Source organism: Phaeobacter gallaeciensis, assembly GCF_001678945.1.
Classification (GTDB): domain Bacteria; phylum Pseudomonadota; class Alphaproteobacteria; order Rhodobacterales; family Rhodobacteraceae; genus Phycobacter; species Phycobacter gallaeciensis_A.
Genome location: NZ_CP015124.1, coordinates 1,302,814 through 1,326,896, shown reverse-complemented (window position 1 = coordinate 1,326,896; position 24,083 = coordinate 1,302,814). Strand labels below are relative to the sequence as shown.

The following is a 24,083-nucleotide window of genomic DNA, read 5'->3' as shown; positions in this document are numbered from 1 at the left end:
GGGGAAAGGGGGAGGGGTTGAAAACTATTTTTTTAGCAGAGGCCAGGTACGCAGATTTCTGGTTGCCCGACCTCGCGGTGCAGAGACCTCTGTACACCAGCAGAAAATGCCCGATTTGCTGAGAAGGCCTTGAGGGGCAGATCTGCCTCTCAAGGCCGTTTTCAAGGGTATTGAAGGCGTGCGCGTCAAGGATAAGCCGCCTTTGGCGGGGCCTTCGGCCTCCTTGACCCGCCGGGTGGGCCCACCGTCACACCTTCCAGAAGCAGAAGACGCCCCAGGCGATAGACAGGCCGAGCGGGATCCACAGGGGCATGCCGATCAGACCGAGCCAGGCCAGAAAGATATAGGCGGTCCCGAGGAGGCTGATGAACAGCCGGTCGCCGCGAGTGGTTTCGAGCCCCAGGACCCCCTTGCGCAGGTCGCCGCCGGGGTGGCGGATCTCAAGCGCGATGAGAACGCCGATTGCAGAAAAGATACCGATAAAGACCAGCGCCGTCGGCCAGGTCCAGGCCATCCATGATAGCATGTCAAACCCTCCCCATCGCAAAACCCTTTGCGATGTAGTTGCGGACGAACCAAATCACGATGGCGCCCGGAATGATTGTCAATGTGCCCGCAGCCGCCAGAAGGCCCAGCTCATAGCCGGCGCTGGAGGCGGTTTTGGTCATGGTGGCGGCGATGGGTTTGGCCGCCACGGCTGTCAGGGTTTTGGCCAACAGCAGCTCCACCCACGAGAACATGAAGCAGAAGAAGGCAGCAACGCCGACCCCGGCCTTGATCGAGGGGATGAAGATCACGGCAAAGAACCGCGGGAAGGAATAGCCATCCACATAGGCGGTCTCGTCGAGTTCCTTGGGAATGCCGCCCATGAAACCTTCGAGAATCCAGACCGCGAGCGGGATGTTGAACAGGCAGTGCGCCAGCGCCACCGCCAGATGGGTGTCGAACAGCCCCACAGCCGAATAGAGCTGGAAGAAGGGCAGAGCGAAGACCGCTGCAGGGGCCATCCGGTTGGTGAGCAGCCAGAAGAACAGCTGCTTGTCTCCGAGAAAGCGGTAGCGGCTGAAGGCATAGGCGGCCGGAAGGGCCACCGCGACCGAAATCACCGTGTTGATTGTCACGTAGAGGATCGAGTTGATATAACCCCAGTACCAGGTCGGATCGGTGAAGATGACCTTGTAGTTCTCCAGCGTGAAGGTCTGTGGAAAGAGCGAGAAGCCCGCGAGGATTTCATTGGTTGTCTTGAAGCTCATCGCCACCAGCCAGTAGATCGGCAGCATGAGGAACAGGATATAGACGATGGGGACGATGGAACGTTTCTGCATCTGATCCCTCCCTTAATTCTGATCGTCTTTGGTCATCAGCGTGTAGAACAGCCAGCTGACCAGAAGCGTGATTGCAAAGTAGATGAGCGACATCGCGGCGGCAGGGCCGAGGTCGAACTGACCCAGCGCGATTTTCACCAGATCGATCGACAGGAGCGTGGTGGAGTTGCCGGGGCCACCGCCGGTCAGAACGAAAGGCTCGGTGTAGATGTTGAAGCTGTCCATGAACCTGAGCAGGATCGCGATGGTCAGGACGGTTTTCATCTTGGGCAGCTGGATGAACCGGAACACCGCCCAGTTAGAGGCGCCGTCGATCTTGGCTGCCTGATAATATGCGTCGGGGATCGAGACGAGACCCGCATAGGACAGAAGCACCACCAGCGAGGTCCAGTGCCAGACGTCCATGGTGACGATGGTCACCCAGGCCGCGACCGGATCCTGCGTCATGTCGTAGTTGATGCCAAGCGTGTGGTTCAGGAAATAACCCAGAAGGCCGATATCGGGGAGGGTGAAGATGTTCCACATCGCGCCCACCACGTTCCAGGGGATCAGCATCGGCAGCGCCATCAGCACGAGGCAGACCGGCACCCAGAACCCTTTGCGTGGCATCGACAGCGCAATCGCGATGCCCAAAGGCACCTCGATGATCAGGATCAGGAAGGTAAAGAGGAACTGTCGTCCAAGGGCGGCGTGGAACCGGTCGGAGCGCAGGATCTGTTCGAACCAGTCGAGCCCTTGCCAGAAAAAGACGTTGTCGCCGAAAGTCTCCTGCACCGAGTAGTTGACGACGGTCATCATCGGGATGAGCGCGTTGAAGGCCACCAGCAACAGGACCGGCAGCACAAAGAACCATGCTTTTTGGTTTTCGGTTTTCATTTGCTGTTACTCCGGGTCTGTGGCGAGCCAGCCGTCCACGTAAAGGCGGGTCTGGTCTTGGCGGAAGGCGAGGTGGGTTTCATCGCCTTTGTGCGGGGCGGCGCCTTCCTCGATCACGGCGTTCACCTTGTGGCCAAGGCAGTTGCATTCGACCACCGTGTGGCGGCCGATGTCGGACACCTTGGTGACGGTGGCGGGCAGGCCGCTGTCTGAGAGCGAGACGAACTCCGGGCGGATGCCGATCTCGGTCTTGCCATTAGGGGTGCCGCGCACGGGGCCTTCGAGGGCGACTGGCTGGCCGTCGATCTTTGCCTCACCCTCAAACGTGCAGGGCAGGATGTTCATGCCCGGCGAGCCGATGAAATGGCCGACAAACGTATGCGCGGGGCGTTCGAACAGCTCAACCGGCGTGCCGATCTGCACCACTTCGCCAAGCTGCATCACCACCACCTGATCGGCAAAGGTCAGTGCCTCGGTCTGGTCGTGGGTGACGTAGATCATCGTTGCCTTGACCCGCTGGTGCAGCTCTTTCAGCTTCGAGCGCAGCTTCCACTTCAGATGCGGGTCGATCACGGTGAGCGGTTCGTCGAACATGACCACGTTCACATCCTCGCGCACCAAGCCACGGCCCATGGAGATTTTCTGTTTGTTGTCCGGGGAGAGACCAGCGGCCTTCTGATCTAGCATCTCGGTGACTTCCAGCATCTCGGCAATCGCCATGACGCGTTTTTCCACCGTCGCCTCGTCGCGGCCACGATTGCGCAGCGGGAAGGCGAGGTTGTCGTAAACGGTCATCGTGTCGTAGATCACCGGGAACTGGAAAACCTGCGCGATATTGCGCTGGTCGGGGGGCAGTTTGGTGACGTCCTGCCCATCAAACAGGATCTGACCTTCGGAAGGCACCAGAAGCCCTGATATGATGTTCAGCAGGGTGGATTTACCACAACCCGAGGGACCAAGCAGCGCATAGGCGCCGCCGTCGGACCAGTCGAGATCGATCTCCTTCAGGGCGTAGTCGGACGCGGAGGTCGGCGCCGGAAGGTAGCTGTGGCGTAGTTTTGAAAGGGTAATTTTTGCCATCGTCTTGCCTCACGCCACGCGGGAGCCATCGGGTGCAAAGAAATAGCACGCGGATGGATCCATATAGAAATCATGCATTTCACCGACCTGGTAGGGGTGAACCCCGGCCGAAAGGGAGACCCAGCTGCCCTGAGTGCTGCCAAGGCCCAGATCGAAATGGGCGCTGCTTTCGGAGCCCGAAAGCTCGGTCACCTGCACGCGTCCGGCGATGCGGACCGTGGCCTGCGTGGTGGCGACGGGCAGCACGTGATAGGGGCGGATCGCGACGGTATAGGTGCCATCCGCCAGATCTGCGGCAGCGCCCTCCAGAACCCAGGTCACATCCGGGGTCAGCCGGGCCATGTTACCCTGTTTGGTGATTTCGGCGGTGTTGATCGGCGGATCCGAGAACACCCGGGCCGCGGCCACGTTTTGCGGGTCGCGGTAGATCTCTGCGGTGGGACCGAACTGGGTAACGCGGCCATCGCGCATCAGCGCGGTCTTACCGCCCAGCAGCAACGCCTCTTCGGGTTCCGAGGTGGCATAGACCACAACGGCACCACGTCCGGCGAAAAGCTCTGGTAGCTGGTCGCGCAGTTCTTCGCGCAGTTTGTAATCGAGGTTCGCCAGCGGTTCGTCCAGGAACACCGCCTGGCTTTCCTTGGCAATCGCGCGGGCAAGGGCGCAGCGTTGCTGCTGACCGCCAGAGAGTTCATGCGGGCGCCGGTGCAGCATCGGGCGCAGCTGCAGGATATCCGCGGCGTCTTCTACCCGGCCTTCGATTTCGGATTTTGCCATGCCTGCGACCTTCAAGGGGGAGGCGATGTTTTCAAAAACCGTCATGTGCGGGTAGTTGATAAAGAATTGGTGCACCAGGCTGATGTTGCGTTTCTGGGTGTTGAGGCGGGTCACGTCCCGGCCTTCCATCCACACGCTGCCGCTGGAAATCGGGTCCAACCCGGCCATCAGTTTGATCAATGAGGTCTTGCCCGACCCGGTGGCGCCCAGAAGGACGTTGAAGTGACCGCTCTCCAGTATCAGAGACGTGTCTTTTATGTGCTCAATCGCGCCGACGCGCTTGACCACGTTTTTAAGTTCAAGAGCCATCTTGGTTGGTCTTTCCGGAGAATGGGCCCGCTTGCGCTGCGCCGCTGCGGGCGTCGGCGAGAGAGCCAAAGCGCGATCCGCGCTTCCGTGGGGTTTGCAAATGCCCCGAAGCAGGACATGGGCCGCTTCGGGGTGGGTCGGCCGGGCGGAGAGCCGCCCGGCGGGGAGGGAGCCCTTAGTTCTTGGCCCAGCGGGCAACCAGCTCGTCATAGTTGACGGTCTGGCCCTGAGGCTTCTCGTTCTCCAGCTTCGGCTTGGCGCCGCCATTGGCGTACCACCATTCCGCGTCCTTCTCTTCGTTCAGGCGCGGACCACAGCCGCCGTAGATGTTGGCCTGCTCGTCAGCGCGCTGCATCCGGCTCATGGTGATGTCCATTTCCTGAGCAAGACGATCCATCGCTTCCTGCGGCGTGAAGGCGCCGGAGTTTACGTCACCGATCTGCTGCCACCAGATCTGGGCCAGCTTGGGATAGTCCGGAACGTTCACACCGGTCGGCGACCATGCCACGCGGTCGGGCGAACGATAGAATTCCACCAGACCACCGAGTTTCTCGGCACGTTCAGAGAAGCTCTCGTGGTTGACCGAGCTGTCGCGGATGAAGGTGAGACCCACGTGGGATTTCTTCACGTCCACGGTTTTCGACACCACGAACTGAGCGTAGAGCCATGCAGCCTGCGCGCGGTCCAGCGGAGTGGAGTTGAGGAAGGTCCAGGAACCCACGTCCTGATAGCCGACCTTCTGGCCTTCTTCCCAGTAGGGGCCATGCGGAGAGGGCGCCATGCGCCACAGCGGGGTGCCGCTGTCGTCGACGGTGTTGTTGCCTTCGGACTTCGGCTTCACCATGTCTGCGGTGAAGGCGGTGTACCAGAAGATCTGCTGTGCCACGTTGCCTTGGGCCAGGGTGGGCAGGGACTGGTAGAAGTCATAAGACGCCGCACCTGGAGGCGCGTATTTGCGCAGCCATTCGTCCCATTTGCGGATCGCATAGACCGCAGCCGGGCCGTTCGCGGCACCACCGCGGGTGACGCTGGCGCCAACCGGGTTACAGGTGCCTGCTTCCATGCGGATGCCCCATTCGTCGATCGGCACACCGTTCGGCTCACCTTTGGAGCCTGCGCCCGCCATCGACAGCCAGGCGTCGGTCATCCGCCAGCCAAGGTCAGGCGCGCGTTTGCCGTAGTCCATGTGGCCGTAGATATCGACGCCATCGATGTTCTTCACATCTTCCGAGAAGAATTCAGCGATGTCCTCATAAGCGGACCAGTTAACCGGGACGCCCAGATCGTAGCCGTATTTCTCTTTGAAGGCCGCTTGCAGGTCTTCACGGTCGAACCAGTCTTTGCGGAACCAGTAGAGGTTCGCGAACTGTTGGTCGGGCAGCTGGTACAGATCGCCATCGGGACCGGTGGTGAACTGGGTGCCCATGAAGTCGTCGAGGTCGAGACCGGGGTTGGTCACCGCCTTGAAATCGCCTTCCATCATGTCGCTGAGGTTATAAGCGAGCTGCAGACGCGAGTGGGTGCCGATCAGGTCGGAATCGTTGACGTAGGCGTCATAGAGGTTCCGCTTGGTCTGCATTTGGGTCTGAACCGCCTGAACGACTTCGCCTTCCCCCAGGATCTGGTGGTTCACCTTGATGCCGGTGATTTCTTCAAAGGCTTTTGTCAGAACTTCCGATTCATAGCTGTGCGTGGGGATGCCCTCGGACAGCACGTTGATTTCCATGCCCTTGTAAGGCTCTGCCGCCTGAATGAACCACTGCATCTCGGACAGTTGTTCATCCTTGGACAGGGCCGATGGCTGGAATTCTTCATCAATCCATTTCTTGGCAGCTGCCTCGTCGGCATATGCTGCTTGGCCCGCAACCACGGCGCAAACCGCTGCTGCGGACAAAAGATACTTCCGCATCTTTCTCCTCCCTAAAGTCAGTAAGGCCAGATGTGCGTTGCTCGCACCTGACTGCTACAGGAGTTTCATAGGGTGCGGCGGATTGTCAAACTAAAAAATTAGTAATGATGTAAGTGTCTGACAATGTTGTGATTAAAGTTGATCTGAGGATACCTGTTTGCAATGCGGGCGCAGCGAAAACCCGCTGCCGCACCGCAGCATCAACCGGATTGGTGGCTCTTGTTGTGGGGATGGCGAGGGCGCTGGGAGAATCGCGTTTTCCCGTCGCGGTGTTCTGAGTTTCCGGCTAAGGAAGGTGCCATGACAGATGAATCCACATTCGAGATCTTTCTGACCGCGGCGCCGGGGCTTGAACAGGCCCTGCTGGCCGAGGCGCGCGAGCTGCAATTTTCCGATCCCCGGGCTGTACCCGGCGGTGTCACGGTGCAGGGCGGCTGGCCCGAGGTCTGGCGCGCCAACCTGTACCTGCGCGGCGCGGCGCGCGTGCTGGCGCGGATCGGTGCTTTCCGGGCCTTCCACCTTGCGCAACTGGACAAACGCGCCCGGAAATTTCCGTGGGCGGATGTACTGCGCGCGGATGTTCCGATCCGCGTCGAGGTGGCGACCAACAAGAAGTCAAAAATCTACCACGCAGGCGCTGCCGCCCAGCGGATCGAACGGGCCCTGTCCGAAGAGCTGGGCGCCACGATCATTCCGCCCAATGCCAGTGATGAGATGAGCGGCGCAGGCGTGACGCTGAAATGCCGGATTGAGGACAACCTGTGCCAGTTCAGCGTCGATACTTCGGGCGAGGGGCTTCACAAGCGTGGCCACAAATCGGCCGTGGGCAAGGCGCCGATGCGGGAAAATCTGGCGGCGCTGTTTCTGCGCGAATGCGGGTTCGACGGAAGCCAGACAGTAGTGGACCCGATGTGCGGCTCCGGCACCTTCGTGATCGAGGCCGCCGAGATCGCCATGGGGCTGGCGCCCGGGCGCAGCCGCAGCTTTGCCTTTGAGCAACTTGCGACATTTGATGCGGATGCTTTTGCCGCGATGAAAGCCGCAGTCGTTTCGCAGGAGACCCCGCTGCGGTTCTACGGATCCGACCGGAATGCGGGCGCGGTGGAGATGGCCACTGCCAATGCCGCCCGTGCGGGTGTTGCAGGCTGCACGTCCTTTTCGCAGGCTGCGGTCAGCGATCTGATGCCGCCCGAGGGGGCGCCCGGGCTGGTGATCGTGAACCCGCCTTATGGGGCGCGGATCGGCAACAAGAAACTGCTTTTCGCGCTTTACGGTGCTTTGGGGCAGGTCCTGAAAGAGCGATTTTCCGGCTGGCAGGTGGGTATCGTGACCAGCGAAACCGGTCTGGCAAAGGCGACCCAACTGCCCTTTTTGCCCTTCGGGGCACCGGTCGCACATGGCGGGTTGAAGATCCGTCTGTTCCGGACTGCTCCGCTGCCCTGATCCATCGTTCTGATGTGACAATGCTGGCCATACTGCTGAGATCAGTGGCATCTTGGCTGCGCCGGGCTATCTGAACCCGGCGCCAAATCCTGCATTCACGGAGCCGCAGCATGAGCACATTTGACGAAGATCTGTTTCTAAAGGGGCTTGAGCAGCGCCGCGCCACCCTTGGCGCGGAATATGTAGATGCCAATCTAGCCGCTGCGGATGATTTCAGCCGCCCCTTTCAGGAGGCGATGACCGCCTGGTGCTGGGGGTTTGGCTGGGGCGATGATGTCATCGATGCCAAGACCCGGTCGATGATGAACCTTTCCATGATCGGCGCGCTGGGCAAGATGCAGGAGTGGGAAACTCACTGCAGAGGCGCGCTGAACAATGGTGTCACACAGGATGAACTGCGGGCGATTATTCATGTGATCGGGATTTATTGCGGTGTACCGCAGGCGCTGGAGTGCTTCCGGGTGGCCCGGCGGGTTCTGGCCGAGGCTAACGCGGAGAGCTGAGGCTCAGCCCTTGTCATGGGGTCCGTGATCGGGTGGGATCAGTAGGATGTTTGTTTCCCGGAAGGTCCCCAATGGTGTTGCGTGCTCTCCTGCTTGTTTCTTTGTTGCTGGGCGGCGCCGGTTCGGCCCTGGCTCAGAACCGCGCTGCAATTGAACGCCAGTTCCAGACCTGGTTGCGGCAGGAGGTCTGGCCGCAGGCCCGGCGTGCGGGTGTTTCGCGCCGGACGTTCAACACTGCATTTGATGGCGTGACACTGAACTGGAAGCTGCCCGATCTGGTGCCCCCCGGCGCACCGGTCAAGACGCCGAAAACGCAGCGGCAGGCCGAGTTCGGCAAGCCCGGGAAATACTTCGGTCGCGGCGCGGTCGATGGCGCCACGGCGACCGGGCGCCAGATGGCCCGGCGCCACAAATCCAGCCTGACGAAGGTTGAACGCGAAACCGGCGTACCCGGGCGGATCATCCTCGCAATCTGGGGGCGGGAAAGCGCCTATGGGCGGGCGGCCATTCCGCATGATGCCTTTCAGGTCCTCGCCACCAAGGGCTTCATGAGCACGCGCGCGGACTATTTCTCGGCCGAGTTGATCGCGGCGCTGCAGATCGCGGAGGCAGGTCACGTGCCCGCCCATGCAATGAAGAGCAGCTGGGCTGGCGCCCTTGGCCAGCCGCAGTTCATGCCCACGAACTTTCTGCAACATGCCGTGGACGGCGACGGCGACGGCCGCGCGGATATCTGGGGTTCGGAGGCCGACACCATCGCCTCGATCGGGACCTATCTGAAGCGGCATGGCTGGCAAACTGGGCGCGACTGGGGGTTTGAGGTTTCAGTTCCAGGCAGCGTCTCTTGCACGCTGGAAGGCCCAGATCAGGGCCGCCTTATTTCCGATTGGGAGGCCATGGGGATCACCCGTGTCTCCGGGCGCCCCTTCCCGGAGCATGAACGGTCCCAGCAGGGGTACCTTTTGATGCCCGCCGGACGTTACGGCCCCGCTTTCGTGGTGACACCGAACTTCTATGTCCTGAAGGATTACAACATGAGCGATCTATACGCTCTCTTCGTGGGGCACGTGGGGGACCGCATCCAGTTCGGTGTCGGTGACTTTCACGCCCGCTGGGGCAGTGTCGGGGGGCTGCTGCGGTCGGATGTGGCTGCCATGCAGCGTACGCTCATAGGGCAGGGGCATGATGTTGGCGGCGCCGATGGGCTGGCCGGTTACAAGACACGCCGCTCCATCGGGCGCTGGCAGGAGGCCATGGGGCAGCCCCCGACTTGTTTCCCTGACCCTGCGATGAAGGCGGCGCTTGCGCGGTGACTGCGCCGCAGCCCGGCGAGGCATGCGATTCTGAAAAACGCGGAGAAAGCGCGGGGTTTCGCTTCGCAGCGGGTGAGGTAGGGGAGGGGGCGTCCAGTCAGCCTAACGCTCGGGTGCCAAGGCTGCGATGTGTTTCACAGTGCCTGTCTTCGCGGTCATTTTGTTTGATGGCTTAAGGTGCTGTAAATATTGTAAAATTTTAAGACGGCGCATTTTTTTGACCAGAAAATCCTGCAGAGCCGATTTTCCTGCTTGACCCCACCGGCCCCATTCCGTAAATCGCCTCCACACAGCGAGTGGCGGAGTAGCTCAGCTGGTTAGAGCAGCGGAATCATAATCCGCGTGTCGGGGGTTCAAGTCCCTCCTCCGCTACCAAAAACTTCTGCAACGCAAACAACGTTTGCCGCCGTTGGAAGAAAAAATACCCGAAAGCGACATATAGCGCCTGACGCCCGGATCTGATGTTCTGGACGCGTTGTGTTTTGATGCCTGCAGTTTGGCGCCTCTGGCGGCGTGCGGAGCAGTGCTGCGAGGCTGCAGAGGGGCGACCGCATCCTTCTGAGAACACGGTCGCTTGTCTTTAGCTATTATTCTGCTTCACAGCCGTTGACGAAGGTCGCGACAGGCCATTTCTCCTGGCGCAGTGCGGTCTTGCTGACCCAGCCGCTGGCTTCTCCGAAGCGGGCTCGGCACCAGATACCGTCCGAGGCCACAGTGCAGTAATTCACCTTGAGGCATGCGCCCTGCGGCAGTGTACCCACGATCCGCGCATCCCGTCTGGGCTGATCGCGGACATTCAGGTTGACCAGAAGGCCCAGAGAGGCAACGACACCCCCATCTTCGCTCATGACAGGGGCTGCCAGATCGGAACGTTCTGCGCAGTCGCTTGTGTAGCCAAGGTAAATGCAACGGTGTTGGCGCACAGCCTGGCTGAAGGCGGCCTGATAGGCGTCGCCGTTTGGTCGTTCCAGAATGAGGCTGACAAAAGAATCGGACAGATCGCCTGTGACACGGGATTGGTTACCGCCCAACCGAGCAACGACAACATCCTGCTGAGCGTAGAGGACAAGCTGGTTCTGCTCGATGTCCCAAGCTGAAACGCTGTTCAGCGGCACAACGCAGTTTTGGCTATTGGCGACGGGGCGCAACTGAGACTCCTCAACTACCCCGTGGAGTTCCACCTTGTTTTCCAGGCTGAGCGAACACGGTGTGGAACTGGTCGAGAATGCGGTGTCGAAGACCACCCAGTTCCCGGAAAAAGCTTCAAGCAGCTGTTCTTTAGTTTGAGCAGACGACGGGGGCGCAATCAGCGTTACAAGCGCGGCAAGCGCACCCAGAGAAAGCGATTTGAGCATTACCATTCCTGTTCCTTGGAAATTATGGTCCGAATGTGGACACCGCGGTGGCGATTTCGGCTCCGTCTCGCGTTACGGATAACTCGACCGAGAGCTTGCCGCCGGGCTGTATCGAAAGGGTCGTCTTGCCTATGACATGACGTTCCCCACGGTGTATTCCGATTGCACGGCTTTGTGTCAGGTTGGAGGTTCCGCCAGAGTCGGATTTGACGATTGTCAGAGCAGCCTGCACCTCACCCTCGTCCAGTCCGATCACGCGACCTTCGATTTCCACACCTTGAGCGGTGGGAATGATCGAAATCTCAGCTGCAGCGGATTGCGCTGTGGCGGTGGATGTTCCCGCGGACATCAAAACGGTGCAGGCAAGTCCAAGGGTCGAAAGCAGTCGACGCATGGCGCAGCCAGCCTAGCGCGTCTGCGTGATCAGAACAGTTCCGCCGTTTGAAATGACGGTTGGCCCCGCTCCATTCACCGCTGACAGTCCATTACCAATCTGCGTGTAGGTGACATTTGTCGAATCACCGGCCACAGACAGGCTGAAACTGTTCTGATTGCCGGTCTGAACCAAGGTGCCGGAATTGTTGGAGCCGGACACGTCGACATTGCCATCGTTGCCATTGCCGGTCTGCAGAAGGCCCGCGGAGTTATTGGTGCCGGTCACTGAGATCTCACCGGTATTCCTGGAGCCGGTTTGGGACAACACGATGGAGGCCAATTCACCGCCAAAGATGGTCGCGGAATTGCCAAGTGGTGATCCGGTTAAGGCATTGTTTTGACTGAAGTAAACAGTTGCGCCTTCGCCTTCTAGAATGATCTCGCCGCTGTTGTAGGTGCCATACTGGCTGGCAGGTGACAGCCCGTCTGGAGCACCGGCGACGAGCGAATTCGTTGCGTCACTTTGGTCAATAAATAGCTCGTTGCCCGCGCTCGTGCCGTCGCCCTGCTCAAGATAAACAACGTTTCCACTGCCAGCAGCAGCCATGGAGGTCAGTGAAAGCGCCACGACGACCGTCATAGGGGTAATATCAAGTAAACGTATCAAAGCAAAAACTCCCCAAAAGTTAACAATACGTTACCATGATGATTGGGAGATCGCTACACTATTTCCGTTTCCATGCTGATGAAACACGGCCACATTTGCATGTCCGGTTTGCATGACGAGCCCTGTGTTGCCGGTGCCGGTTATCTGACCAAAGGCCCGGTTATTGGAACCATTCTGCGCAATGGCGAAAAGGTTGTCTGATCCGAGGACAGACAGGTCGATTTGATTGCCGAAGCCTGTTTGCGACAATACGCCCGGCTGAATAGTTGCGGCGGCAAATGCGGGAAGCGCGGGCCAGCTTTGGCCAAATCCGCCGTTGTCATTTCCTGAGATGGTCAGGGTTATCGTATTTTCTGGCTCGACGAGGACCTCCAGGGTATTGGCCGGTTCTGTTCTGAGTGAAACGACATTGTCCTGAGCTGCTGCCGTTTCGGTGCTGAGGCTCAGCGTGAAAGCTGTCAGGCAAATGAAATGTGCAACCAGAGGTGGTTTGAACGGTGTCTTCATTGCATATCCTCCTGTGACGGCGAGGCCTTCGGTCAGCGACCTGGGGCAGGCACAGGAAAGGATAGAATAAGGGCGAGTTTGAGGCGGGCTATAGGCGCTTGAAGGAGGCTTTTTGGATGTTTTTATCTTAAATTTAAACAAATTATTACTGTGAGAATTTGCCTTTGATGGCAGTACAGCAAACAGCGGATAAGGCATATGCCTGCTCCGCTGTCTGGCCCAGGATCTGAAACGATCCTGTTATTTCAGAAAGTGAAGTGCCTAAGCGGGCAGAACGAGGTTAACCAATGACCTCGCCGTCTGCCGGCGGCGGCGGCGTTACCGGGCCACCTTCATCGACTGCAGGCGGCAACTGACGCACGCTGGGGGCGGGCGGTGTTGGTCGCGGCTTGGGCCGCGTCTGGGTAATCCGGGCGGCAGAGATCGTCACTGGACGCACCGGGGGGAGCGTCTGGCCGAGGTATTCCCCCAGTTTCTCCTGACGGTACTTCGCAATCAGGCGCTGCTGGGATCCCTTGTCCTTGAAGGCCCACAACCCGACCTCGGCCCCTTCGATGATGGTGCCGTAGACAGCCTTTTCGATGGCCTGTTGCAAGGCAATCAAGCGGGGTTCGTTCCCGGTCACGCCGGCTTCGATTTCAAGCAGCTCGTCCAGCGCGATGTAGCGGAACACGCTACCCCGGATCAGGGAGGAGCCGATTGATTTCTGGGTGACCACGCTGGTGAGGACTTCGCCAGTTTCGGTCGAGACAGCCCGCAGGCTGACGGTCACGGTATCCAGTTGCCACTCGGTATTGCCGCCGATGCCAAGGTATCGTGCGCCTGCGCCACCTGTTTGGGTGTTGCTGTCGTATCCCACGATTCCACCCTGCAGGATGATGCCGGAGTGCAGCAGCGGCGCCAATGCATTCGGATCGATCTCTGTCTCACCGCGATACTGCCGACGCATTTCAGTGAGGATCTGGCGCTCCCGGACGAGGTCCTGCAGGCCGGCGCGATCCAGAACTGTGAACCAGCGGCGTTCACCGGCATCCTGTAGTGCTTTGATCAGAACCGCAGAACCGCCCTGGGACACGGCCCGGGACAGTGTCTGGACGAGTTCGCGCTCTTTGTATTGTCCGGTAAGGTCAGGAAAATCGTAAACGGAGACGGATATGCGGCGTGTCGGTTCTGGCAGCGTGCGTAGGCTCATGTTGACCGGTGTCGGCTGCACAATCGTCGGATCGGTGGTCCCAAAAAATGGCCCTGGTGTCGTGGCGCAGCCAGAGAGAGCAGCGGTTCCAGCCACCACCATGGCACGGAGTAGCACTCGCAGGCCTGCTTCTTTACCAAACACCATGTTTATCCTCGTTCTAATTCGTAGCTGTGGCTGCCCGATCTGCCAGGCAATCAGCAAACCTAATTTTAACTTCCAGTTACCAGTTGCGGGACCACGATTTCTGTCACGGTGCCATCCAGGGAGTCGACAATTGTGAGGCTGATGGAATCCACCGTACGCTCAAACGTGACTTCGGTGGTTCCGAACGTCACTGTGCCCTGATCGGATGGGTTGCTTCCGAAGATCGCCTCGGTCACCTGGCCCGCGAGAGCGGAAAGCAAGCGACCTTCGAGCTGGCGCACGAACAAATCGGCGTTTGTGGTTCCGGTCGGAGATGTTGTTCCGGTTCCTGTGGTCGAGCTGCTTACTGCATCCCGCGCTGTCGCGTCGCGCTGCGCATTCGCAGTCGACAGCAGGTGGGATGAGTTGAGGGGAGCGCCGCCGAAGGACGGGTTGATCGGAGTATAGGTCAACTCTCCAGATACACCGGCTCCCGCAAATAAGAGTGCTGATGCAGTGAAGCCAATGAAGGAATTTTTCATATCAACCACCAATCCTACAAACCTGCCGTGATGCGTCGCTAATTGACCGACTCACGGGTGATAACAACCACGCCGACTGGGTGTCCAGCGCCCATCACCTCTAAAAGCGCAGCAAATAGTGACTTGGCGATGACGAATTGTCCAAGTTGAAATAATTCGCATAAGTGTGTTGCGAATCTGTCACTTGTCGATGATGAAGGCTCGCGTCAGGGTTTTTGCGGGGAATTGGGCAATTCTAGCAATGGTTGTGTTGACGTTACGAAAGCGCACGCGTTGCGCTTGGATTCGTTGGTGGGGCCCCCGTGAAATTGACACTTAATTGAAAACAATCGTCCGGATTTGGGGTGAATGGGTGCGGGGTGCGAACGAGTTCGGTCCGGATTAGCTAAAATTATATAAAAATTTGCAACTTGATTACTGAAAGCTTGATTTAAATCATCTCTTAGGTCTCAATGAGGCGGCAGAATTGTTAACAGAAAGTTAACGGTGCGTGGGGGCGCACGAGGGGTGAATGGACAGAGGAATATCTTTCATAGCCACATCTAAATTCTTGGTGCGTGGGCCCTTTTAAACAGTTGGGTCGGGGCATGCCTGCAATTGATGCAGGACGCCCCGCTGGGGCGGTTCCGAAGTCGAAGGCTTCTTTGGCGGAAGAACCTGGTAACGGTAATTGGAGACCAAAATGCGAATTTCAAAACGTTTTCTGGTGGCAACGACTGCGTTGACGCTGAGCATGAGCGCGGCAGCCCATGCTGATGACAACAAGGCCTTTCTGGAACAGATCGGATCCGACAACAGCGCAAGCGTCGATCAGTCGCTGGGCAACACGAACCAGGCAGGCGGTCAGCAAGGTTCTTCGTCAGCCTCTGGCAATGCGATGGTGCAGAACGGCGAGGGCAACTCTCTGGATATCGTCCAGTCTGGTGATGATAACTTCATCGGGGTCCGGCGCGGTGGTAACAGCAACGGTGTGACCCAGACCGGCGACGACAACTCCGCAACGGTAACGCAAAGCTCCGTGACCAACTTTGTCAATGTGATCGAGCAAACTGCCACGAGCTTCTTGTCGGTGGGGAATGAGCTGACTATCACCCAGTCTTCGGTCGGCAATGCTCCGCGTAGCGGCCCGCTGAGCGGCGATGGTAACTTGCTGAGCGGCGTGCGCCAGACTTCAACCGGTCTTGTTAAGAACAGTGTGACCGTCTCGCAGAACGTAAATGTTGCAAACGGCAGCAGCTACACGCGAAACCAGATCGGCGGGAACCTTAATCAAAACGAGAACTCAGGTCTGATTTTTGAAAACTCGAACCTGAACCAGGGTAACAATGGCGTTGTCCAGGTGGGTTGGGGTAACTCGGCCAACCTGACACAGGACGGCACCCGCAACTTCATCAAGCTCGTGGATCAGGATGGTGGCAGCAACACAGCGATCGCGACTCAGAATGGTGCGTTCAACAGGATTTCCACGATCGCCCAGTCTGGTACAGGCCCGTTTGGTTTCGGTGGGAACATTGCTATTGTGTCCCAGAGCGGCAGCAACAACGGCCGCGGCGGCTTGACCCTGCCCAATGCCGGCTCGGTTGGGGCCACGGATTCCAGCATTTTGCAGTCCGGCATTGGCAACTCGGTGAACTATGCTGCGCTAGGCGACAGCAACGAATTTGGTTTCACTCAGTCCGGTAACGGCAATACCGTCGGATCCGTCTCAGTTGTCGGTTCCGGCAACCAGACCGCTGGTTTCCAGGATGGCAACGCCAACATCATCACCATTATACCGATCGTTGGCGACGATAACGACGTTGGTGTCAAACAGGTGGGGATCGTCAATGTGGCGACTGCCATCCTGACCAACGGAAGTGATCGCAACGCGCTGCTGATTGATCAGAATGGCGGCTTTAACGTTGCCACCATGAGCGTGAATGGCGATGACAACGTTGCCAAGCTGGATCAGACCGGGACTGGCAACAACTTCATCCTGGCCATGGTCGGCGACGCGAACAACAACACGGCCCTGTCGGGAACCTTCAGCGGCAACGCCGCATCCCTCGGGCTGACAGAAGGCGTATTTACCCAGGATGGCGCGGGTAACTCTTTCTTAGGCTCCGTTATCGGTTCGAACAACCTGATGGCCTCGCTTCAGGATGGCAACAACAACGCCATCGTTGCGTCTGTCGTTGGCGGCGCCAACCAGGCAGCGGTTTCCCAGGTGGGCAACAGCAATACAGCCAATTTCACCCAAACTGGCGGCAGCAATAACGCTGGCATCCTTCAGTAAGCTTTTTGGCGGGGGCCTCATTCCTGAGGGTCCCGCCGTTTGATGGGGCATTTACCCCGGCTCAAAACGGAGAAAATTATGAAACTTCTCAAAACATCCTTGATTACCACCACAGCCCTGACGCTTTCGCTGAGCACTGCAGCTTTTGCGGACAGCAATGAAGCCTACCTGGATCAGCAGGACGTGGCGAACAGCGCGATCGTCGATCAGAGCGGTGGCGACAACAACAAGGCAGGTTCTGCTGGTCTGAAAATGACCCAGGACGGCTTTACGGCTGCCGATGGCTATAACCAGCTGAGCATCACGCAGTCGAGCGACAACAACGAGATCGGCTTGATCGGCTCCGGCGTGTCTCAGGTTGGCAAAGCCTCCAACCCGGGTGCCGTTTCCTCGAACGTGGCAACCGTGACTCAGTCCGGCGGTGGCAGCAACGTGATCGGCGAGCTGGTGCAGTTCCACAATGGCGGCCCCGGTTCTGCGGGTGTTCCCAACACCCTGACGGTGAAGCAGAACGGAACGTCGAACAACATCACCACGATCAATCAGGAAGGCAAGGTGAACGACCGCAACACGGCGACGATCACCATGTCCGGCACCAGCGACAACATTGATTTGGTGCAGCAGAAAGTGTCCAACAACGGTTCGGGTGACAATACCCTGACCATCACCATGAACGGCGTCAGCAATGGCATCGGGGACTTCACCGGTTTTGCCAATGGCTCGGGTGCGGTTGCGGCCCACTTCCGCCAGTTCAATGCGACCCGCACCAACGCCAATGTCATCATCGGCGGCACCGGCAACCTGGTCGGGACCTACCAGCAGGGCAAAGACAACGATGTTGGCACCCTGGAAGTCACCGGCGACAACAACCAGCTGGGTGTTCTTCAGCACGGTAACAGCAACCTCGTCAACGTTGCCGCGATTGCAGGTAACGGCAACAATGTTGGTATTTCCCAGATGGGCAATACCAATGGTGCTTCGGTTACCGTAACCAATGACAACAACGCCTTCGGTGTCTTGCAGAATGGCAACGACAACAGCGCAACGGTTTCCGTCTTTGGTGATGGCAATGGTCTGACCGGCACCACGCCGCTGTTGGCTGGTTCCGCGCTGGCGGCCGCTGGCAGCCACGTTTCCTTTGAGGCGGGCCTGATCCAGCAGCAGGGCAATGACAACACTGTCCTGGCCTCCGTGACCGGCAACAACAACCTGTTCGGTACCCTGCAGTGGGGCGCTGACAACAGCATCACCGCTACCGTGAATGGCAACAGCAACCAGTCTGCCGTTGTTCAGGTCGGCAGCAGCAACACCGCGAGCTTCTCGCAGACTGGCGGTACCAACAACGCTGGCATCATTCAGTAATCAAAGAGTTGCGCGGGGCTGAATGCATTCCTCAGCCCCGCGATTTTACGTGTGTTAATCATTTTGACCTCTGGGGGGAGGTACTATCATGAAACTTCTGAAAACGACCTATATCACGACAACTGCTCTTACCCTTTCGATGAGCGCCGCGGCTTTCGCCGGCAGTGGCAACGAAGCCTACTTGGATCAGATCCAGTCCGGATCCGGGACGGGCACGAACAGTGCTCTGATTACCCAAAGCGCGGGTAACGACAACGAGGCGGGTTCGACCAGCCAGAACATCCGTCAGATTGCACAGAGCAACTCCAACAACGATCTGGACATCGTGCAGAGCGGCGATAACAACGACATCGGTCTGAACGGCTTCCAGCAGCTGGCGCAGTATGCCTCCTCTCCCAACGGCAACACGGCGTCGATCACCCAAAGCTCGAATGACAACGTAGTTGGCAAGGTGACTCAACGAAACCGCTTCGGTGGTGCGGTCGGTGCGTCCGGCAACGCATTGACCATCCTGCAGCAGACCGGTGACGACAATGTCATCACGGAGGTTTTCCAGGACAAGCACAAGGGCGGTTCCGGCAACTCGGCCACGCTGACCATGTCCGGCACCAGAAACACCATCGCGCTTGCCAAACAGACCGTCACAGGGGGGAGCATCCCGGGCAACACGATGACTGTCTCGATCTCCGGCGACGACAACGGTCGTGGAGCGCTGGGTGGATATGCGGCTCTCAGCGGTGCGTCCACAAGCGAACTCAAACAAGGGTTCGAAGACTTGAACAACGGGAACGTCAACAAGGGCAACAACGCTCTGGCACTCGACATTTCCGGGAACAGCAACCAGTTCGGCGTGACGCAGGACGGGACGAACAACACTGTTGGCACACTGTCCATCACCGGCAGCAGCAACGAGTTGGGCATCAGCCAGGTCGGCGATGCGAACACTGTGCAGCTTGCTGTGCTGGGGGGCAACTATAACAACGTTGGTATCTCGCAGACTGTCGACAACAACTGGGCGCAGGTCGACATCAGCGGGTCCTCCAACAAAGCCTGGGTGATGGAACACGGCAACCGCAACTTTGTGGACCACTGGGTGGAGGGCGACCACCATACTGCCGAGATCGACATTCTCGGCGACGACAACTCACTGAACACCCATCAGCGCTGGGGCAATGGCAACCAGATGTATGTGAGTGTAACCGGTGATCGTAACAATAATGGTGGTGCATTGAGCGGCAATGCCGGCAGCGCATTTGCGGCTGCCAATGGTGTCACCGGCCTTCCGATGTCTGCGGGGTCCCTGTGGCAACACGGCAGCAACAACGAGATGACCGTGACAGTCACCGGAGACGACAACCTCTTTGCAGTCCTGCAACGGGGTAGTGGCAACGCGCTTGTCGGAACGGTGATCGGGGCCAACAACCAGGCTGCCGTGGCGCAAAATGGCAACAACAACACCGCCAACTTTGTCCAGAACGGTTCGTACAACAACCTCGGCATCATCCAGTAAATCGACACCCCGTCGCGGCAGATCCGCGGCGGGGCTCAATCCCGTTTGCAACATAATTTCTATAGCATTCAGGTGAATTTAACGATCAATTTCAGGAGTTTGACCCAATTGAATTGTGCGCAACATGACGCTGTTGACCATTGAATATTGCATTGGGGGCGTAAGATGACACATCTGAAGACAATCCTGGTGACCTCCACGGCCATGGCAGTGGCCGCCGCGGCCTGGGCGGACAGCAACAAAGCGGCCATTGTACAGAACGGCAGTGGCAACGCCGCATTGATCGACCAGGGGGCCGGAACGAACAACGTGGCCGGTACAACGGCGACGTTCACCGACTATGCCAACATCCCGCTTCGGCAGGACGGGGACAACAACGACCTTTCGGTTAAGCAGTCGGGTGACGGCAACCTTGTGGGCTACAACGGCAACAGCGGCAATCCGGCTGGCTATGTCCAGCAACTTGGGGACGACAACCTGGCTACGATCGAGCAGACGACGGACGGCAACGCCGTGATCCGTCTGTCTCAGAAAGGCGACGTCGGGACCGGCACGGGTGAAAACGTCCTGACCATTCTGCAGACGGGTGGCAATAACAACACGCTGCGAACTGTACTCCAGCAGGCAACCGGCGGAGTTCCGGATCTGGCCAATACTGCGGCTTTGATCCAGGACGGTACCGGTAATCTGATCAATACCGTTCAGCAGTTCGGCGAAGACAATAGCCTGGCCGTTCAGATGACCGGCGATAGCAACGGCACCACCGCGCTTTCGGGCGTGGCGGATGTGGCGAATGATGCCACCTTCATCCAGCGCGGCCTTGGCAACATGATCAACGTTGACATCGCTGCCAACAACACCGGTATCGGTGTGGAGCAGCGGGGGAACGGCAACGCGGTCGGCACGTTGGACATCAACGGCGACAACAACGAGATCGGTATCGCGCAGGGTGGTCCTGTTAACCAGTCCAGCCAATCGGGCAATAACAACCTCGTGGCGATGGGCGTGATCGACGGCGCCTCCAACATCATCGGGATCCGCCAGTGGAACGATGACAACATGGCGGTTTTGAACATCATCGGCGCCTCGGACGACAATATCGTGTCGATCCTTCAGAAAGACGTGTTCGGAACGGGCGGCGAGGCCATCGTCACTATCGACGGAGACGCCAACGGTGGTGACTTCAACACCGTCGCGATCATGCAGCAGGCCTGGGGCTTTGCTGATGTGGGCATAGTCGGGGATCAGAACAATGTGCACGTCACCCAGTTCAATGCTGGTGAAGCAACCCTTCGCATCGGCGGCGCCGCGGAGGGCGACATTAATTTTCTGTCCGTTGTGCAGGGCCTGTCCAGTCCGGCGAGCCCTAATGTTGTGACGGCGTCCATCTTTGGCGACGGCAACAATCAGGCAGGTGGCTTCAGCGCGCCTGTGTCGTTAACGGCAGCCGTAGCCGCGACCGGCTACCAGACCTGGGACGGCCTGCAGCCGGGCGAGTTGAGCCAGAAGGGCATGGGCAATGTGATGTCGCTGACGGTTGGTGTCGATGGCGTCAGCCAAGCTAACGATAACCTCTTCGCCGCCAGCCAGCATGGCGATTTCAACACGCTGACCGGCACTATCAACGGCAGCATGAACCAGGCCGTCGTTGCACAGACGGGCAACAGGAATGTTGCTGTTTTCGCACAGATAGGGTCCGGCAACAGCATCGGCATCGTCCAGTAAAATGTTTCGACTGGGGCGGACCACCGCCCCCACACGACAACCGGGGAAGTACCCCCTGAAATAAGGATCACAGCAATGCGGAATACGAAAACAATTCTGGCGGCCTCAACGGCGCTTTCCCTTCTGGCTGGTGCTGTCTTCGCCGGTAGCGGCAACGAAGCTCTGCTGAGCCAATCCGGAAATGCAAACAACGCTCTTGTCACCCAGTCGGGCGACAACAACAGTGCTTTCGGCTCGGTCGATGGTGGCACCACCAAGGCGGACATGATCCAATCTGGCGACCAGAACACGCTGACCATTACCCAGTCGGGCGATGGCAACGAAATCGGCATCAAAGGAAGCCTTGTGACCTTTGGCGGTGGGGCCGGTCTGAACCAGACGAATAATAACGCCACGACCGCAGGCAATTTCAACGTGCTGAGCGTCACCCAATCCACCAATGGAAACGCGGTGCAGGGAATCCGTCAGCGTGTCTTTGCCGGGGCAGGAGGCAACAGCATGACCATCACCCAGCAAGGCGGTGACGGTAACCTGATCGGTGATATCAAGCAGTGGCAGTATGGTTCCTCAGGAGCCAATACGGAGGGGCAGACGATTGCCATCCTGCAGGACGGTGCCAACAACCAGATTCGCGCGGTCTATCAGGACCTGACGGGCAACGGGAATGAAGGCAATACGATGTACATCGACATCCTGGGCAACAACAACAGCGGTGCCCAGCCGGTCAACTCGGATGCGCGTGCCGGATACAATGGTGGCGGACAGTTTCGCCAAAACGGCTACGGCAACTATATGGATGTGGACATCACCGGTGACTCCAACGGCTATGGGGTGAACCAAGTTGGTGCCCGCAACTCGATCGGTACGCTGGCCATAAATGGTGACGGCAATGCGTTCGGCATCGCACAGCTTGGCAATGACAATACTGTGTCGGTTGTCAGCGGCATCAACGGAAATGGCAACGATTTCGGGGTCAACCAGAACGGATCTTCCAACCTTGTTGATGTGGCGCTTTTCGTCGGTGATCTCAATGAGCTGCTGGTCGATCAGGACGGTGCTGACAACACGTCCTACGTGACCATCGATGGTGACCAGAACGATGGCGACATCACCCAGGGTGGCGGTGGCAGCAATACCGCATCGCTAAGCCAGGTCGGTGACAGCAACGTGGCGACCATCACTCAGTGACGCCGCAGCGTCGGATTGGCGCAAAAAAATCAATCAGGCCGGGCGCCAGCGCGCCCGGCCCCTGATCCGTAGGAGCCCGTCGTACAATGCGCATTCTCGTTCTTCTCAGCGTTCTTCTTCCTGTGGCGGCTGCCGCGCAGGACAACCTGGTTTTCATTGATCAGATCGGTTTGGAAAACGAGGCGCTGATCGATCAGGTCGGAAGTGGCAACCAATTGGGCCTTGATACGGATGTCGCGCTGCAGGAGGGTTATTATAACAGCCTGATCGTGACCCAGACGGGGGCGGACAACCAAGTGGGCACCATCGGACGGGGCTTTGAGCAAAGCGGCAATTCGCAGACACCTACGATTTTCAACCAGGTCGACATCACCCAAGACTCCAACAGCAACCTTGTGGGAGAGGTACTTCAGGCCGCAACCGGAGCCATCCCATCTGGCGCCAACCGCCTGTTCATTCTGCAAGGACAGTCCGGGTCGGGAGATGGCAACCAGATCATCACCGTAATCCAGGAACAGCTGGACGGAATGCCTGGTCAGATTGCCCAGATTGAACAGACCGGCACTGAAAACACTCTGCTGCGGGTCGAGCAGCGGTCCGAAACGGCCGCGCAATTCGCCGAGAACATCATCCGCGCCAGGTTCACCGGATCCTACAACGGTCGCGGTCAGCTGACCGGGCCTGCTTTGCTGTCCCGCGCCCTCGACAACGCGCTCATCCAGCGTATCGGCTACGATAATATGGGTGCAAACGGCAATGAGATGGATCTGACGGTTTCTGGGGATTTCAACCGCTTTGGCATCTTTCAGGGCGGACGCCGCAATTCGGTCGGTTTCGTCACCATCACCGGCGACACAAACGAAGTGGGGCTGCGCCAGGATGGTTTGCAGAATGATATCACCATGTCCACGGTCGCTGGCGATGAAAACCGGGTCGGGGTGGGGCAGATCGGCACGAACCGCGCCTGGGTGGAGCTGACGGGGTTCAGCAATCGGAACGACATTCTCGGGCTGCAGGAAGGCACCAACGATCTGGAGTTCTATGTCGAAGGAACTGGCAATATCGCCTCAGCGGACCAGAACTATTTGTCAGGATTGGGGGGCGGCAATGCCGCGGAATTCCGCATTCTCGGAGACAACAATTTCCTAGACCTTCTGCAACAGGGGCAAAACACGGCTGTCTTTCTTGTTGAAGGCGACCTGAACAATGCCGCACCTGCAAGCTTCACGGGTGTTGCAGCCAGCGATCCAGGTCTGACGCCGGGTTTCTTCAAGCAACTTGGCTTCGGGAATGATGCCACGACATCCATCACCGGGGACGCAAACCTAGTTGCCGCGGTACAGGACGGTGACGCGAATGGTTTCACGGTCATCATTGTCGGCAATACGAACCAGGCCGCCGTCGCACAGCGCGGAAACGCGAACGACGCGTGGATTTCTCAAAACGGGACCGGAAATACGGCTGCAATCATCCAATAATCTGGCCCCCCCTTTATCTCTGCCAATATCGTGCACTTGCGGAGCGGAGAGGATGTAAGCGCTTTGCCGCGCTACCGGCCTTGGCGGACGGTTCTGTATGGGGCGCTTCGTCTTGCGCCGCCGAACTGCAACATGGAGTTGGCCAGAAGCGGCTGACGCCCGGGGTCCGTCAGCGGGATGTGACCGCCCCCTGCGAAATTCCCGCCTGTCAGGTGGCGGGCGTCGGCGGCGAATTCAGGGGGCAGG

General features: G+C 58.6%; 21 protein-coding genes and 1 tRNA gene. 10 read left to right on the top strand and 12 right to left on the bottom strand.

What is annotated here, in order from left to right:
* Nucleotides 1–247: 247 nt before the first annotated feature.
* The 6 genes from JL2886_RS06280 to JL2886_RS06255 all read right to left on the bottom strand — a co-directional run bounded on the left by JL2886_RS06280 (nt 248) and on the right by JL2886_RS06255 (nt 6,276).
* Nucleotides 248–526: a DUF2160 domain-containing protein gene (locus JL2886_RS06280; protein ID WP_065271226.1), complete on the bottom strand. Its 279-nt coding sequence runs from the start codon at nt 524–526 to the stop codon at nt 248–250.
* Between the two features lies 1 nt (nt 527).
* Complete coding sequence (locus tag JL2886_RS06275; RefSeq protein ID WP_065271225.1) at nt 528–1,325, bottom strand: carbohydrate ABC transporter permease; 798 nt, start codon at nt 1,323–1,325, stop codon at nt 528–530.
* A 12-nt stretch (nt 1,326–1,337) separates the two neighbouring features.
* Nucleotides 1,338–2,201, bottom strand: a complete 864-nt coding sequence (locus tag JL2886_RS06270) for a carbohydrate ABC transporter permease (protein ID WP_065271224.1) — start codon at nt 2,199–2,201, stop codon at nt 1,338–1,340.
* A gap of 6 nt (nt 2,202–2,207) precedes the next feature.
* Entirely contained in the window at nt 2,208–3,281 is a 1,074-nt protein-coding gene (locus JL2886_RS06265; protein WP_065271223.1) for an ABC transporter ATP-binding protein, read from the bottom strand.
* A 9-nt stretch (nt 3,282–3,290) separates the two neighbouring features.
* Entirely contained in the window at nt 3,291–4,367 is a 1,077-nt protein-coding gene (locus JL2886_RS06260; RefSeq protein WP_065271222.1) for an ABC transporter ATP-binding protein, read from the bottom strand.
* A gap of 175 nt (nt 4,368–4,542) precedes the next feature.
* Entirely contained in the window at nt 4,543–6,276 is a 1,734-nt protein-coding gene (locus JL2886_RS06255; RefSeq protein ID WP_065271221.1) for an ABC transporter substrate-binding protein, read from the bottom strand.
* A 300-nt stretch (nt 6,277–6,576) separates the two neighbouring features.
* On the opposite strand from JL2886_RS06255, the gene JL2886_RS06250 reads away from it, so the two are divergent.
* From JL2886_RS06250 to JL2886_RS06235, 4 genes are all read left to right on the top strand, one after another.
* Nucleotides 6,577–7,719, top strand: a complete 1,143-nt coding sequence (locus JL2886_RS06250; RefSeq protein WP_065271220.1) for a THUMP domain-containing class I SAM-dependent RNA methyltransferase — start codon at nt 6,577–6,579, stop codon at nt 7,717–7,719.
* A 110-nt stretch (nt 7,720–7,829) separates the two neighbouring features.
* Nucleotides 7,830–8,222 carry a carboxymuconolactone decarboxylase family protein gene (locus JL2886_RS06245; protein ID WP_065271219.1) on the top strand — a complete coding sequence of 131 codons (393 nt, stop codon included), beginning with the start codon at nt 7,830–7,832 and terminating at the stop codon, nt 8,220–8,222.
* A 71-nt stretch (nt 8,223–8,293) separates the two neighbouring features.
* Nucleotides 8,294–9,535, top strand: coding sequence for a lytic murein transglycosylase (locus tag JL2886_RS06240; RefSeq protein WP_065271218.1), 1,242 nt, complete (start codon nt 8,294–8,296; stop codon nt 9,533–9,535).
* A 298-nt stretch (nt 9,536–9,833) separates the two neighbouring features.
* Nucleotides 9,834–9,910: transfer RNA gene (locus JL2886_RS06235), tRNA-Met, on the top strand.
* 212 nt (nt 9,911–10,122) lie between these two features.
* Here JL2886_RS06235 and JL2886_RS06230 read toward each other — a convergent pair.
* The 6 genes from JL2886_RS06230 to JL2886_RS06210 form a co-directional block, all read right to left on the bottom strand.
* Nucleotides 10,123–10,896 (bottom strand): SH3 domain-containing protein, encoded by a 774-nt coding sequence (locus tag JL2886_RS06230; protein WP_082996023.1) that lies wholly within the window; start codon nt 10,894–10,896, stop codon nt 10,123–10,125.
* Nucleotides 10,897–10,912: 16 nt separating this feature from the next.
* A complete protein-coding gene (csgH, locus tag JL2886_RS06225; RefSeq protein ID WP_133245365.1) occupies nt 10,913–11,284 on the bottom strand; it encodes a curli-like amyloid fiber formation chaperone CsgH in 372 nt (123 codons plus the stop codon).
* Between the two features lie 12 nt (nt 11,285–11,296).
* Complete coding sequence (locus JL2886_RS06220; protein ID WP_133245366.1) at nt 11,297–11,932, bottom strand: hypothetical protein; 636 nt, start codon at nt 11,930–11,932, stop codon at nt 11,297–11,299.
* A 30-nt stretch (nt 11,933–11,962) separates the two neighbouring features.
* Nucleotides 11,963–12,637 carry a hypothetical protein gene (locus JL2886_RS19185; protein ID WP_082996022.1) on the bottom strand — a complete coding sequence of 225 codons (675 nt, stop codon included), beginning with the start codon at nt 12,635–12,637 and terminating at the stop codon, nt 11,963–11,965.
* Between the two features lie 82 nt (nt 12,638–12,719).
* Nucleotides 12,720–13,775, bottom strand: coding sequence for a CsgG/HfaB family protein (locus tag JL2886_RS06215; protein WP_197492341.1), 1,056 nt, complete (start codon nt 13,773–13,775; stop codon nt 12,720–12,722).
* A 68-nt stretch (nt 13,776–13,843) separates the two neighbouring features.
* Nucleotides 13,844–14,299 carry a curli assembly protein CsgF gene (locus tag JL2886_RS06210; protein ID WP_065271213.1) on the bottom strand — a complete coding sequence of 152 codons (456 nt, stop codon included), beginning with the start codon at nt 14,297–14,299 and terminating at the stop codon, nt 13,844–13,846.
* A gap of 682 nt (nt 14,300–14,981) precedes the next feature.
* On the opposite strand from JL2886_RS06210, the gene JL2886_RS06205 reads away from it, so the two are divergent.
* From JL2886_RS06205 to JL2886_RS06180, 6 genes are all read left to right on the top strand, one after another.
* Nucleotides 14,982–16,574, top strand: a complete 1,593-nt coding sequence (locus JL2886_RS06205; protein WP_082996020.1) for a beta strand repeat-containing protein — start codon at nt 14,982–14,984, stop codon at nt 16,572–16,574.
* A 78-nt stretch (nt 16,575–16,652) separates the two neighbouring features.
* The gene (locus JL2886_RS06200) at nt 16,653–17,936 is read left to right on the top strand and encodes a beta strand repeat-containing protein (RefSeq protein WP_065271211.1); all 1,284 of its coding nucleotides are present in this window, start codon (nt 16,653–16,655) and stop codon (nt 17,934–17,936) included.
* An 88-nt stretch (nt 17,937–18,024) separates the two neighbouring features.
* Complete coding sequence (locus tag JL2886_RS06195) at nt 18,025–19,446, top strand: hypothetical protein (protein ID WP_065271210.1); 1,422 nt, start codon at nt 18,025–18,027, stop codon at nt 19,444–19,446.
* Between the two features lie 165 nt (nt 19,447–19,611).
* Nucleotides 19,612–21,171, top strand: coding sequence for a beta strand repeat-containing protein (locus JL2886_RS06190; protein WP_065271209.1), 1,560 nt, complete (start codon nt 19,612–19,614; stop codon nt 21,169–21,171).
* Nucleotides 21,172–21,246: 75 nt separating this feature from the next.
* Complete coding sequence (locus tag JL2886_RS06185) at nt 21,247–22,359, top strand: hypothetical protein (RefSeq protein WP_065271208.1); 1,113 nt, start codon at nt 21,247–21,249, stop codon at nt 22,357–22,359.
* Between the two features lie 86 nt (nt 22,360–22,445).
* Nucleotides 22,446–23,837, top strand: a complete 1,392-nt coding sequence (locus JL2886_RS06180) for a hypothetical protein (protein WP_065271207.1) — start codon at nt 22,446–22,448, stop codon at nt 23,835–23,837.
* Nucleotides 23,838–24,083 lie beyond the last annotated feature (246 nt).

What these genes read in the sequence shown, in the direction of transcription:
- JL2886_RS06270 (WP_065271224.1), bottom strand. Translation starts at nt 2,201, where the DNA reads ATGAAAACCGAAAACCAAAAAGCATGGTTCTTTGTGCTGCCGGTCCTG.
- JL2886_RS19185 (WP_082996022.1), bottom strand. Translation starts at nt 12,637, where the DNA reads ATGCCTTATCCGCTGTTTGCTGTACTGCCATCAAAGGCAAATTCTCAC.
- JL2886_RS06190 (WP_065271209.1), top strand. Translation starts at nt 19,612, where the DNA reads ATGACACATCTGAAGACAATCCTGGTGACCTCCACGGCCATGGCAGTG.
- JL2886_RS06250 (WP_065271220.1), top strand. Translation starts at nt 6,577, where the DNA reads ATGACAGATGAATCCACATTCGAGATCTTTCTGACCGCGGCGCCGGGG.
- JL2886_RS06210 (WP_065271213.1), bottom strand. Translation starts at nt 14,299, where the DNA reads ATGAAAAATTCCTTCATTGGCTTCACTGCATCAGCACTCTTATTTGCG.
- csgH (WP_133245365.1), bottom strand. Translation starts at nt 11,284, where the DNA reads ATGCGTCGACTGCTTTCGACCCTTGGACTTGCCTGCACCGTTTTGATG.
- JL2886_RS06255 (WP_065271221.1), bottom strand. Translation starts at nt 6,276, where the DNA reads ATGCGGAAGTATCTTTTGTCCGCAGCAGCGGTTTGCGCCGTGGTTGCG.
- JL2886_RS06265 (WP_065271223.1), bottom strand. Translation starts at nt 3,281, where the DNA reads ATGGCAAAAATTACCCTTTCAAAACTACGCCACAGCTACCTTCCGGCG.
- JL2886_RS06180 (WP_065271207.1), top strand. Translation starts at nt 22,446, where the DNA reads ATGCGCATTCTCGTTCTTCTCAGCGTTCTTCTTCCTGTGGCGGCTGCC.
- JL2886_RS06200 (WP_065271211.1), top strand. Translation starts at nt 16,653, where the DNA reads ATGAAACTTCTCAAAACATCCTTGATTACCACCACAGCCCTGACGCTT.
- JL2886_RS06185 (WP_065271208.1), top strand. Translation starts at nt 21,247, where the DNA reads ATGCGGAATACGAAAACAATTCTGGCGGCCTCAACGGCGCTTTCCCTT.
- JL2886_RS06230 (WP_082996023.1), bottom strand. Translation starts at nt 10,896, where the DNA reads ATGGTAATGCTCAAATCGCTTTCTCTGGGTGCGCTTGCCGCGCTTGTA.
- JL2886_RS06245 (WP_065271219.1), top strand. Translation starts at nt 7,830, where the DNA reads ATGAGCACATTTGACGAAGATCTGTTTCTAAAGGGGCTTGAGCAGCGC.
- JL2886_RS06205 (WP_082996020.1), top strand. Translation starts at nt 14,982, where the DNA reads ATGCGAATTTCAAAACGTTTTCTGGTGGCAACGACTGCGTTGACGCTG.
- JL2886_RS06260 (WP_065271222.1), bottom strand. Translation starts at nt 4,367, where the DNA reads ATGGCTCTTGAACTTAAAAACGTGGTCAAGCGCGTCGGCGCGATTGAG.
- JL2886_RS06275 (WP_065271225.1), bottom strand. Translation starts at nt 1,325, where the DNA reads ATGCAGAAACGTTCCATCGTCCCCATCGTCTATATCCTGTTCCTCATG.
- JL2886_RS06240 (WP_065271218.1), top strand. Translation starts at nt 8,294, where the DNA reads ATGGTGTTGCGTGCTCTCCTGCTTGTTTCTTTGTTGCTGGGCGGCGCC.
- JL2886_RS06195 (WP_065271210.1), top strand. Translation starts at nt 18,025, where the DNA reads ATGAAACTTCTGAAAACGACCTATATCACGACAACTGCTCTTACCCTT.
- JL2886_RS06280 (WP_065271226.1), bottom strand. Translation starts at nt 526, where the DNA reads ATGCTATCATGGATGGCCTGGACCTGGCCGACGGCGCTGGTCTTTATC.